General features: G+C 54.9%; 9 protein-coding genes, 1 tRNA gene and 1 pseudogene. 6 read left to right on the plus strand and 5 right to left on the minus strand.

The window, feature by feature from the left end:
- Positions 1–23 precede the first annotated feature (23 nt).
- From FDW88_RS20785 to pepA, 3 genes are all read right to left on the minus strand, one after another.
- Positions 24–2,879: a valine--tRNA ligase gene (locus FDW88_RS20785; RefSeq protein ID WP_137363271.1), complete on the minus strand. Its 2,856-nt coding sequence runs from the start codon at positions 2,877–2,879 to the stop codon at positions 24–26.
- On the minus strand, positions 2,879–3,322 hold the full coding sequence (gene holC / locus FDW88_RS20790) for a DNA polymerase III subunit chi (RefSeq protein ID WP_096758490.1): 444 nt from the start codon (positions 3,320–3,322) through the stop codon (positions 2,879–2,881). The genes FDW88_RS20785 and holC overlap by 1 nt, the downstream gene beginning before the upstream one ends.
- A gap of 122 nt (positions 3,323–3,444) precedes the next feature.
- Complete coding sequence (gene pepA / locus FDW88_RS20795) at positions 3,445–4,956, minus strand: leucyl aminopeptidase (protein WP_115259562.1); 1,512 nt, start codon at positions 4,954–4,956, stop codon at positions 3,445–3,447.
- A gap of 153 nt (positions 4,957–5,109) precedes the next feature.
- On the opposite strand from pepA, the gene FDW88_RS22605 reads away from it, so the two are divergent.
- From FDW88_RS22605 to lptG, 3 genes are all read left to right on the plus strand, one after another.
- A complete protein-coding gene (locus tag FDW88_RS22605) occupies positions 5,110–5,160 on the plus strand; it encodes a hypothetical protein (RefSeq protein WP_212723231.1) in 51 nt (16 codons plus the stop codon).
- A gap of 62 nt (positions 5,161–5,222) precedes the next feature.
- A complete protein-coding gene (gene lptF, locus FDW88_RS20800) occupies positions 5,223–6,323 on the plus strand; it encodes an LPS export ABC transporter permease LptF (protein ID WP_096758488.1) in 1,101 nt (366 codons plus the stop codon).
- Positions 6,323–7,405 carry an LPS export ABC transporter permease LptG gene (gene lptG / locus FDW88_RS20805; protein WP_137363272.1) on the plus strand — a complete coding sequence of 361 codons (1,083 nt, stop codon included), beginning with the start codon at positions 6,323–6,325 and terminating at the stop codon, positions 7,403–7,405. Before lptF ends, lptG begins: the two co-directional genes overlap by 1 nt.
- 122 nt (positions 7,406–7,527) lie before the next feature.
- On the opposite strand, the gene FDW88_RS20810 is transcribed toward lptG, so the two are convergent.
- Positions 7,528–9,030: a helicase HerA-like C-terminal domain-containing protein gene (locus tag FDW88_RS20810; protein WP_137363273.1), complete on the minus strand. Its 1,503-nt coding sequence runs from the start codon at positions 9,028–9,030 to the stop codon at positions 7,528–7,530.
- Positions 9,031–9,166: 136 nt separating this feature from the next.
- Positions 9,167–10,186 (minus strand): NAD(P)-dependent alcohol dehydrogenase, encoded by a 1,020-nt coding sequence (locus tag FDW88_RS20815; protein WP_137363274.1) that lies wholly within the window; start codon positions 10,184–10,186, stop codon positions 9,167–9,169.
- A gap of 231 nt (positions 10,187–10,417) precedes the next feature.
- Between FDW88_RS20815 and FDW88_RS20820 the strand changes: the two genes are divergently transcribed.
- The 3 genes and pseudogenes from FDW88_RS20820 to FDW88_RS20830 all read left to right on the plus strand — a co-directional run.
- Positions 10,418–10,502: transfer RNA gene (locus tag FDW88_RS20820), tRNA-Leu, on the plus strand.
- A 559-nt stretch (positions 10,503–11,061) separates the two neighbouring features.
- Positions 11,062–11,628, plus strand: a complete 567-nt coding sequence (locus tag FDW88_RS20825) for a hypothetical protein (protein ID WP_080528468.1) — start codon at positions 11,062–11,064, stop codon at positions 11,626–11,628.
- 23 nt (positions 11,629–11,651) lie between these two features.
- Positions 11,652–11,897 (plus strand): annotated as a pseudogene (locus FDW88_RS20830) (hypothetical protein); the annotation flags it as partial.

Below are 11,897 nucleotides of genomic sequence, written 5' to 3' on the forward strand. Positions count from 1 at the left end.
GTAGCGCCATCCGGCAAACAGTTTTACAGCGCGGCAATAACCGCCTGCTGTTCAATCAGCTTCGCTTTCGCTTCAGCGTAACCTTCCAGCTTCTCACGCTCTTTAGCGATCACCGCTTCCGGCGCGCGTGCGACAAAGCCTTCGTTGGACAGTTTGGCTTCAATGCGGCCAATCTCACCGTCGATTTTGGTCACTTCTTTCGCCAGACGTGCCAGCTCATCTTCTTTATTGATCAGGCCAGCCATCGGGATCAGCAGCTCGGCGCCGTCGATAATTTTAGTCACAGAAACCGGACCTTTATCATCAGCAGGCAGCACTGTGATGCTTTCCAGACGTGCCAGGTTCAGCAAGAAGCTACGGTTGTCGTTCACACGACGCATCGCGGCTTCGCTGCAACCACGCAGCAGCAGCTCCAGCGGTTTGCCCGGCGCGATGTTCATTTCCGCACGGATGTTACGGATGGCCACGATTGCCTGCTTCAGCCATTCGGTATCGGCCAACGCGGCTTCATCAACCTGCGCCGCATCGTATTCCGGGAACGGCTGCAGCATGATGGTGTCGGCAGTGTTACCGCAAATGACCTTCACACGCTGCCAGATGGTTTCGGTGATGAATGGGATGATTGGGTGCGCCAGGCGCAGCAAACCTTCCAGCACGGTGACCAGCGTATGGCGGGTGCCGCGCAGCTCAGACTCAGAACCACCGGTCATGACCGGCTTGGTCAGCTCCAGGTACCAGTCGCAGAACTGGTTCCAGGTGAACTCGTACAGAATGCCCGCGGCGATATCGAAGCGGAAGTTATCCAGTGCCTCGCGGTACGCTTTGATGGTCTGGTTGAATTCCGCCAGAATCCAACGGTCCGCCAGCGACAGGGTCATTTCACCGCCGTTGAAGCCGCAATCCTGATCTTCAGTGTTCATCAGCACAAAGCGGCTGGCGTTCCACAACTTGTTACAGAAGTTACGGTAACCTTCCAGACGCTTCATATCCCAGTTGATATCGCGACCGGTTGAGGCCAGTGCCGCCAGGGTGAAACGCAGGGCGTCGGTACCGTGCGGCTCGATGCCGTCCGGGAACTGCTTCTCGGTACGTTTAGCAATTTTCTCAGCCAGCTGCGGCTGCATCATGTTGCCGGTACGTTTCTCCAGCAGGTCCGGCAGGGAAATACCATCAACCATATCCAGCGGGTCGATAACGTTACCCTTGGACTTGGACATCTTCTGGCCTTCGTCGTCACGAATCAGACCGGTCATGTAGACCGTCTTAAACGGAACCTGCGGCTTGCCGTTTTCATCTTTGATGAAGTGCATGGTCATCATGATCATGCGGGCAATCCAGAAGAAGATGATGTCGAAGCCAGAAACCATCACGCTGGTTGGGTGGAACTGACGCAGCGCGTCGGTGTTTTCCGGCCAACCCAGCGTAGAGAAGGTCCACAGCGCGGAGGAGAACCAGGTGTCGAGAACGTCTTCGTCCTGACGCAGCGCAACGTCGGCGCCGAGGTTGTTTTCCTGACGTACTTCGTCTTCGGTACGGCCGACATAGACGTTGCCGTCGTTGTCATACCAGGCCGGGATGCGGTGACCCCACCACAGCTGACGGGAGATACACCAGTCCTGGATATCACGCATCCAGGAGAAATACATGTTTTCGTACTGCTTCGGCACGAACTGAATGTCGCCGTTCTCAACCGCTTCTACCGCCGGTTTTGCCAGCACGTCGGCACGGACGTACCACTGGTCGGTTAGCATCGGTTCGATAACCACGCCGCCACGGTCGCCGTAAGGCACGGTCAGGTCGTGCGGTTTAATCTCTTCCAGCAGGCCCAGCGCGTCGATAGCAGCAACCACCGCTTTACGTGCGGCAAAGCGCTCCAGCTTCTGGAACTCAGCCGGGATCGCGTTGGAATAGACGTCAGATTCTTCGCCTTTGATGTCGTACACTTCCGCGGTTTCGCGGATGTCGCCGTCAAAGGTCAGGATGTTGATCATCGGCAGGCCGTGACGTTTACCGACTTCATAGTCGTTAAAGTCGTGCGCCGGGGTGATCTTCACGCAGCCGGTGCCTTTTTCCATATCGGCGTGTTCATCACCAACAATCGGAATACGGCGGTTAACCAGCGGCAGGATAACGAATTTGCCGATCAGATCTTTATAACGCGGATCTTCCGGGTTGACGGCCACACCGGTATCGCCCAGCACGGTTTCCGGACGCGTGGTGGCGACCACCAGATAATCTTTCCCGTCTGCGGTTTTTGCGCCGTCAGCCAGCGGATAGCGGATGTGCCACATTGAGCCTTTTGACTCGCGGTTTTCTACTTCCAGATCGGAGATGGCGGTGCGCAGTTTCGGGTCCCAGTTTACCAGGCGCTTGCCACGGTAAATCAGGTCTTCTTTGTACAGGCGAACAAAGACTTCTTTCACGGCATTGGAAAGACCTTCGTCCATGGTGAAGCGCTCGCGCTCCCAGTCCACGGAGTTGCCCAGACGGCGCATCTGACGGGTAATGGTACCGCCGGATTCCGCTTTCCACTGCCAGATTTTATCGATAAACGCATCGCGACCGTAGTCGTGACGGGTTTTACCTTCTTCAGCGGCAATCTTACGCTCAACCACCATTTGGGTGGCGATACCCGCGTGGTCGGTACCGGCCTGCCACAGGGTGTTTTTACCCTGCATGCGCTGGTAGCGAATCATGGTGTCCATGATGGTTTGCTGGAAAGCATGACCCATATGCAAACTGCCGGTGACGTTCGGCGGCGGGATCATGATGCAGAAGGACTCTTTGCTTTCATCGCCGTTAGGTTTGAAATAGCCCTGCTTTTCCCAGTGCTCGTAAAGCGGCTGTTCGATATCTTGTGGGTTGTATGTCTTTTCCATTATTTCCAGGTTGCCGTATTCAGGTTAAAACCAGCCACGCGGTAAGCTTTGTAGCGCTCGCGTGCCGATTGTTTCAAAGAATCTTCATAAGGGACGAAGTCTACCACTTCTGTGAAAGCGGTGGCAAAATCTACAAAGCCGACGCGCAAACTGATCAGCAGATCGCGTGGGCTGCTGTTGCGTTTTTCTGGCCAGGCTATTTCGACCGGAGCACCACCACGTGGACCTTCCCCCGCTAGATTATGCGGCACGAAGCTTTCTGCCGGTCTTGCCCACAGCGCTTCATCCAGCCGAATAGCCTGTTTTTCGTCTTCACAGGCGATCAGTACGCGCTTGCCCGCGCGCCAACGTTCTGCGGCAATTTCACACACCAGTTGTTCAACGGCGCTTAAGCCATCTTGTTGTGTGTCGTTATCCAGAAGATAGAACGTTGCGTTTCTCATAATATGGGGCTTCTTGTTGTGGATTTAAATGCAAAGCCGGATGGCGCTACGCTTATCCGGCCTACGGTTAAATACTCACTGTAGGCCGGATAAGCGTAGCGCCATCCGGCAATCAAGCAAACTTACTCTTCGCCGTTAAACCCGGCGCGATTGAGCAGGAACTGCGACAGCAGCGCCACCGGACGACCGGTTGCACCTTTGGCTTTTCCTGAACGCCAGGCGGTTCCCGCGATGTCGAGGTGTGCCCAGTTGTACTTACGGGTAAAGCGCGACAGGAAGCAGCCAGCGGTAATCGCGCCACCAGGGCGTCCGCCGATGTTCGCCATATCTGCGAAGTTGGACTCCAGCTGTTCCTGGAACTCATCACCCAGCGGTAAACGCCATGCGCGATCGCCCGCCTGTTCGGACGCGCCAATCAGCTCGTGCGCCAGCGGGTTGTGGTTCGACATCAGGCCAGTGATGTGATGACCCAGCGCAATCACGCAGGCACCGGTCAGGGTGGCGACGTCGATGACCGCTTCAGGTTCGAAACGCTCGACATAGGTTAACACGTCGCACAGCACCAGGCGGCCTTCGGCATCGGTGTTCAGTACTTCAACAGTCTGACCGGACATGGTGGTTAACACATCACCCGGACGATACGCGCGCCCGCCAGGCATGTTTTCACAGCCCGCCAGCACGCCGACAACGTTGATGGGTAACTGAAGTTCCGCCACCATGCGCATCACGCCGTACACTGCCGCCGCGCCGCACATGTCGTATTTCATTTCATCCATGCCTTCGGCAGGCTTGATGGAAATACCGCCGGAGTCAAAGGTTAGCCCTTTACCGACCAGCACAATCGGGCGCACGTCTTCTGACGGGTTGCCTTTGTACTCGATAACCGACATCAAGGACTCGTTCTGCGAACCCTGGCCGACGGCAAGATAAGAGTGCATACCTAGCTCTTTCATCTGCTGCTCGCCAATGACGCGCGTGACGACATTTTTGCTGTAGCTGTCGGCCAGTTGACGCGCCTGAGAAGCCAGGTACGCTGCGTTACAGATGTTCGGCGGCATGTTGCCGAGATCTTTCGCGGCTTTAATACCGGCGGCGATCGCCAGGCCGTGCTGAATGGCGCGCTCGCCGCTGGTCAGTTCACGGCGGGTAGGGACGTTGAACACCATTTTACGCAGCGGGCGACGTGGCTCGCTTTTGTTGGTCTTCAACTGATCAAAACTGTAGAGGGTCTCTTGTGCTGTCTCGACAGCCTGACGCACTTTCCAGTAGTTGTTACGGCCTTTAACGTGCAGTTCGGTCAGGAAGCAGACGGCTTCCATGGAGCCGGTATCATTCAGAGTATTGATGGTTTTCTGAATAACCTGCTTGTACTGGCGCTCATCAAGCTCACGCTCTTTGCCACAACCAATGAGAAGAATGCGCTCAGACAGAACGTTAGGAACGTGGTGTAGCAACAGGGTCTGACCCGGTTTGCCTTCCAGTTCGCCACGACGCAGCAGGGCGCTGATGTACCCGTCGCTGATCTTATCGAGCTGCTCTGCAATCGGAGAAAGGCGGCGTGGTTCAAAGACGCCCACGACGATGCAGGCACTCCGCTGTTTCTCTGGGCTACCGCTTTTTACACTGAACTCCATGCACTACGCTCCTGAATCTTAAAGACAACGGCGGTGGCTACGGATAGAATTGCAAGCTTTCGTAACTCATACCCGCTGTTGCGGTGACTTCGTGTTAATCTTAACGTTATTACGGCATTGGCACGTCAGAACAATTTCTGAGAGGTGGATCCGTTGAGTATAATGATCTTAGCGACGATTTCGACGACTCAAGAGAATAAATGACGTTTAAGCCATGAAACAAGCTATTTTCCTGCAAAAGACGGGTTTTTACGGGCGTATTTAAAGTGATAATCATAAGATATCTGGTACGGGAAACGCTCAAAAGCCAACTTGCGATCCTATTCATCCTGCTGTTGATCTTCTTTTGTCAAAAGCTGGTCAGGATCCTCGGTGCGGCGGTTGACGGTGACATCCCGGCAAATCTGGTGCTCTCGCTGCTGGGGCTGGGCGTGCCAGAAATGGCGCAACTTATCTTGCCATTAAGCCTGTTCCTCGGGCTGCTCATGACGCTGGGCAAACTGTATACCGAAAGTGAAATTACGGTGATGCACGCCTGCGGGCTGAGTAAGGCCGTACTGGTGAAAGCGGCGATGGTGCTGGCGCTGTTTACCAGTATCTTTGCGGCGATCAACGTGATGTGGGCGGGGCCCTGGTCTTCAAAGCATCAGGACGAAGTGCTGGCGGAAGCGAAAGCGAACCCCGGCATGGCGGCACTCGCGCAGGGACAGTTCCAGCAGGCCACTAACGGCAGCTCGGTGCTGTTTATCGAAAGCGTCGATGGCAGTAATTTCAAAGATGTGTTCCTCGCGCAGATCCGCCCAAAAGGTAACGCCCGTCCTTCCGTGGTCGTGGCCGATTCCGGACATCTGACGCAACTGCGCGATGGCTCCCAGGTGGTGTCGCTGAACGAAGGTACGCGCTTTGAAGGGACCGCGCTGCTGCGTGACTTCCGCATTACCGACTTCAAGGACTATCAGGCAATTATTGGCCATCAGGCCGTGGCGCTGGATCCGAACGATACCGACCAGATGAGTATGCACACGCTGTGGACCACCGACACCGATCGCGCCCGTGCGGAGCTGCACTGGCGTATCACGTTAGTATTCACCGTGTTTATGATGGCGCTGATGGTGGTACCGCTGAGTGTGGTGAATCCACGTCAGGGACGCGTACTGTCGATGCTGCCCGCCATGCTGCTGTATCTGATGTTCTTCCTGATCCAGACCTCACTGAAGTCGAATGGTGGCAAAGGGAAACTGGATCCAGTGTTCTGGATGTGGACGGTTAACCTGAGTTATCTGGCTCTGGCGATTGCGCTTAACCTGTGGGATACGGTGCCTGTGCGCCGCTTGCGTGCCCGTTTTCTGCGTAAAGGAGCGGTATAATGCAGCCCTTTGGTGTACTTGACCGCTATATCGGTAAAACCATTTTTACCACCATCATGATGACGTTGTTCATGCTGGTGTCGCTCTCCGGCATCATCAAGTTTGTTGACCAGTTGAAAAAGGCCGGGCAGGGGAGCTACGACGCGATGGGGGCCGGGCTGTATACGCTGCTCAGTGCCCCTAAAGACATTCAGATCTTCTTCCCGATGGCGGCGCTGCTCGGCGCGCTGCTGGGATTGGGCATGCTGGCCCAGCGCAGTGAACTGGTGGTGATGCAGGCGTCTGGTTTTACCCGCATGCAGGTTGCGCTGTCGGTGATGAAAACCGCTATTCCGCTGGTGCTGTTGACGATGGCCATCGGGGAATGGGTTGCGCCGCAGGGTGAACAGATGGCGCGTAACTACCGCGCACAGCAGATGTACGGTGGCTCGCTGCTGTCTACCCAGCAAGGGCTGTGGGCGAAAGACGGCGACAGCTTTGTCTACATCGAGCGGGTGAAGGGCGACGAAGAGTTAGGGGGTATCAGTATTTATACCTTTAACGACCAGCGTCGTTTGCAGTCCGTGCGCTATGCGGCGTCTGCCAAATTTGATAAAGACAATAAGGTCTGGGGTCTGTCGCAGGTGGATGAGTCCAACCTGCAGGATCCGAAGCAGGTTACCGGTTCACAAACCGTGAGCGGCACCTGGAAGACCAACCTCACGCCAGACAAACTCGGTGTCGTGGCGCTGGATCCGGATGCGCTGTCGATCAGCGGTCTGCATAATTACGTGAAGTACCTGAAGTCCAGCGGCCAGGACGCCGGACGCTACCAGCTCAACATGTGGAGCAAAGTCTTCCAGCCGCTGTCCGTGGCGGTGATGATGCTGATGGCGCTGTCGTTCATCTTTGGCCCGCTGCGTAGTGTGCCGATGGGCGTGCGTGTAGTGACGGGGATTAGCTTCGGTTTCGTGTTCTACGTGCTGGATCAGATCTTTGGTCCGCTGACGCTGGTATACGGTATTCCACCGATTATCGGGGCGCTGCTGCCAAGTGCCAGCTTCTTCCTGATAAGCCTGTGGCTGATGCTGCGTAAATCGTAATTACAGCCCGCCATCCGGCAACGTCACACGCAGTGCCGGATGGCGCTGCGCTTATCCGGCCTACTCAGGACCCGGAGGCCAGATAAGGCGTTAACGCCTTATCTGGCAAAGTAACACAGGCACTAGCGTTTTCTTCCGCCCATCAAACTTCCCAACATGCCACGAATAATCTGATTGGTGACCTGACGCGCCGCGCTTTTCGCCACGCTCTGCACCACACCATCACGCTTGCCGCCGCGCGGCCCGGTGCTACCAAACAAGATATCCTTCAGCCCGCCGAGAATACCGTCGTCCACTGCGACCACTTTGCCGTTGGCGGGAGGTGTGTTTTGCTGCTCAGTACTGGCCTGCACGCCTTGCTGTAAGCGCTCATAGGCCGACTCACGGTCAACCTCTTCTTCATATTTGCCGTACAGCGCGGAGTGATTAATCAGCCCGTTGCGCTCATCGTCGGTTACCGGTCCCATGCGCGAGCACGGCGCAATCACCATCGCCCGCTCCACCACCGACGGACTGCCTTTGGCATCGAGGAACGAGATTAGCGCCTCGCCGGTCCCCAGTTCCTGAATGGCTTTTTCGGTATCAAATGCCGGATTGGCTCGCATGGTTTGTGCCGCGGTTTTCACCGCCTTCTGGTCTTTGGGGGTGAATGCGCGCAGGGCGTGCTGCACGCGGTTACCCAACTGACCGAGCACGTTGTCCGGAATATCCGACGGGTTTTGCGACACGAACCACACGCCGACGCCTTTCGAGCGGATAAGGCGGATCACCTGTTCGATTTTATCCAGCAATACCTGCGGGGCATCGTTGAACAACAGATGGGCTTCGTCGAAGAAGAACACCAGCTTGGGTTTTTCCAGATCGCCCGCTTCCGGCAACTGCTCGTACAGCTCGGAGAGCATCCATAGCAGGCTGGCGGCGTACAGTTTGGGCATCTGGTACAGTTTTTCTGCGCTAAGGATGTTGATTATCCCCTTGCCGCTGGCGTCGGTACGCATCCAGTCTTTGATATCCAGCATCGGCTCGCCAAAGAAGTGCGCCGCGCCCTGTTGCTCCAGCGACAGTAGCCCGCGCTGGATAGCCCCGACCGAGGCGCTACTGATATTGCCGTACTGATTCTGGAAGGATTTAGCGTTATCGCCGATGTACTGAGTGATAGCCCGCAGGTCTTTGAAATCGAGCAGCAGCAGCCCCTGGTCATCGGCAATGCGGAAGATAATGTCCAGCACGCCGGACTGCACATCGTTCAGGTTCAGCAGGCGGGCCAGCAGCAGCGGGCCGAGATCCGATACCGTGGCGCGCACCGGGTGACCTTTCTCACCGAAGATATCCCACACCGTGACCGGATTATCATGCGGCTGCCAGTCGGTAATACCGATGTTGTTCAGGCGGGTCAGCAGCTTTTCAGACGCCTGTCCTGCCTGCGCCACGCCGGTTAAGTCGCCTTTAACATCGGCCATAAACACCGGCACGCCGATCTCCGACAGCGATTCGGCCAGCTTCTGCAAGGTGACGGTTTTACCGGTCCCGGTCGCGCCGGTAATCAGCCCGTGGCGGTTGGCCATGCCAGGCAGTAAAAACAGTTCGGTGTCCGGCGTGCGGGCAATTAACAGGGGTGCGCTCATTGAGATTTCCTCCATTTATCCTGCCTGGAGTATAGGCAACCGTGACGGACTCTTCACCGCTAAATTGCGGAGATTGCGAGGAGAATTCCAAAGCGGTGGGAAAGGCCGAGTGACATACTTCACCCGGCAGAGACGATCAGAAATCGGCTTTTAGCACCACGCGGTAACGGGCTTTGCCGTCGCGCACGTGCTGGATAGCTTCATTGATTTTTGACATCGGGTACTGCTCGGTGACTGGCGACACCTTGCTGCGCCCGGCAAACTTCATCAGCTTGCGCAGTTCGAACGGCGTGCCGGTTGCCGAACCGGAGACGCTGCGATCGCCGGCAATTAAAGTAAACGCCGGCACTGGCAGCGGCTTCAGCACCGCGCCGACGGTGTGGAAATTACCGCCGTAGGCCAGCGCTTCAAAATAGGGCTGCCAGTCGAGATCGACGTTAACCGTATTAATGATGAGATCGAACTGGCCCGCCAGCGCTTTTAGCGCCTCCGGATCGCGGCTGTTAACCACTTTATCGGCCCCCATCGCCAGCACTTCCTGTTCTTTCGCCGGGTTGGAGCTGAACGCGGTGACTTCGCACCCCATCGCGTGCAACAGCTTAATGGCGATATGCCCCAGGCCGCCGATCCCAATCACCCCGACGCGGCTGGTGGCGGTGATGTGGTGCATCAGCAGCGGTTTGAACACCGTGATGCCGCCGCACAGCAATGGACTGGCAGCCGCATGATCGATGCTCTCCGGCAGCGGGATCACCCACTGCCAGTCTGCGCGCAGCTTCTCGGCAAAGCCGCCGCGATTGAGGATCGTGGGAACGGCACCTTCCAGGCAGTTAATCTGATTACCGCTGATACAGGCATCGCAGTGCCCGCAGCTGCGCGCCGTCCAGCCGATGCCGACACGCTGGCCGACCTTCAGGCCTTTATCCTGCGCCGCACTGCCGAGCGCCGCCACGCGACCAATCACCTCATGCCCGGCAACCAGCGGATACTGAGAGAACCCCCATTCGTTGTCGATCATCGACAAATCGGAATGGCAGATACCGCAGTATTCGACCTGTACTTCGACATCTTCCGGCTTTAGCTCGCCTGCATCATATTCATAGAGTTCGAGTTCGCTGCCCGCCTCTTTTGCGGCGTAGCTTTTTATCATCGACATCGTGTTTCCCTCAGTGTGGTGTTGAACAGGAAGTGTAGAGCATGGGGAAATAGGGTGCTTCGCAGAAGGGGGGGATTAGGGTGATGGTTGCATGGGCTAAACCGTGATGCTGGTTGCAGGTACGAAAGGTAATGCTGAAATTTTCAACACTTAGCGCTTCAGGTACACGCTGGCGCTTGCATGGTGGCGCACGACAGGTATAATCCACAACGTTTTCCGCATCCCTTCCGTGCCGGAGTGGCGAAATCGGTAGACGCAGTTGATTCAAAATCAACCGTAGAAATACGTGCCGGTTCGAGTCCGGCCTTCGGCACCAATCACTTAAATTTCTTATAAATCAATGAGTTAGTGTGAAAATCCCGCCTCATTTGCATGTAAGAAATGTCAGTTTCTCATCAAGTACAAAAGCCACTGTGATTGTTAATGGCTTATGGTATGTTATCACGCAGTGGCAAGTAGTTACCAGGCTCAACCTTGTACTGCATACGCCTGTATGCCCCCCTTTGAAGCCGGAAGACGTGCCGCCGTCTCTAAATCCTATACCAAACACTTACAGTGAAGCGCATTTTTTGCCGATGCTCCCACATGCCACACGTCGAGATGACGTTGCAGGGAATAAACAGGTTTTATGGTGGTGTTCGCTACGCTCACGTAGTGTTCTTACGTCCCTGCACACGAAATGCAGGCTCTGCCAGCGGTTCGGCCTCGCTCCTTCGGGTACATGGTCATCCTGATAAACTTCACTGTCTGACATACCCTGATGTTGTCGCCTAACGGCTCCGCGCGTTGTCTTACCACCAACGGGCTTATTGGCTGCTATTCCCTTAATTTAAGTATGGTACTATGTAGGGAAAATCTTAAAAGAAGGGTGGTTTATGAGCTGGTCTTCGTTGGTTAGGATAACCATTGGTACATTTCTATTAGCTGGGTTGTCGTTCTCTACATACGCGAAGAACTGCAAGAAAGGTATACCATGCGGTAATTCGTGCATTGCGGTTGGAAAAACGTGCAGGATTGGATCAAGTACCTCTTCTGCGTATAAAAATTATTCTTACTCTTACCCATCATCTTCTCTTCATAGTTCAATCCCTAACTCCTCTTCACATTCCCCTTCAGCGAAGGTTGAGGGAAAAAACACAGCTTCAACTGCGAAAACCTATCTCTGTCAGTACGCTATTGCAGCAGTACAGAATGGTAGAATAGGTGCTTTACGTGTGCTGGGTAGTGCAGAGGTAACGTTGTATGTCGATAGCTTCAAAGCTAACCGTTTAAACGGTACATACCTGCTCTCACCAAAGCTGAAAACTAACGGTAAGTTGATGATGGCAGATGATAAAAGCAAAGTGTATGCCTATGATTCGTCGCTGATGAACTTTGCAATTAGTGACCGCATCGCAAGAAGCACTGAGCAATGGGATAATTGTAAACTGGTTCACAATTAATAAACTCAATTCGTGGGGATGGAATGAAAAAATTACTAATGGCTTTCGTGATTCTAACTTTACCTCTGCTCTCATTCGCTAAGGGTATTGGTTATGGAAATACTAAATGGGACATGAATCCGTCAGAAGTTGTTGCGGCTCAGGGCAATGGCGCACATTTGATCTCACCAGAGAAGTATAAAGATAATTTTGGGAAAGTGCGGATTGATAATGTATCGATCGGTAGCGGTCTTTATACTGTGGTAATCCCCCCGAAAAACCGGTGTGTT

This window comes from Citrobacter sp. wls829 (assembly GCF_005280825.1).
GTDB lineage: Bacteria > Pseudomonadota > Gammaproteobacteria > Enterobacterales > Enterobacteriaceae > Citrobacter > Citrobacter gillenii.

Coding starts and splice junctions, on each gene's coding strand:
- FDW88_RS20785 (WP_137363271.1), bottom strand. CDS start 2,879: ATGGAAAAGACATACAACCCACAAGATATCGAACAGCCGCTTTACGAG.
- holC (WP_096758490.1), bottom strand. CDS start 3,322: ATGAGAAACGCAACGTTCTATCTTCTGGATAACGACACACAACAAGAT.
- pepA (WP_115259562.1), bottom strand. CDS start 4,956: ATGGAGTTCAGTGTAAAAAGCGGTAGCCCAGAGAAACAGCGGAGTGCC.
- lptG (WP_137363272.1), top strand. CDS start 6,323: ATGCAGCCCTTTGGTGTACTTGACCGCTATATCGGTAAAACCATTTTT.
- FDW88_RS20810 (WP_137363273.1), bottom strand. CDS start 9,030: ATGAGCGCACCCCTGTTAATTGCCCGCACGCCGGACACCGAACTGTTT.
- FDW88_RS20815 (WP_137363274.1), bottom strand. CDS start 10,186: ATGTCGATGATAAAAAGCTACGCCGCAAAAGAGGCGGGCAGCGAACTC.
- FDW88_RS20825 (WP_080528468.1), top strand. CDS start 11,062: ATGAGCTGGTCTTCGTTGGTTAGGATAACCATTGGTACATTTCTATTA.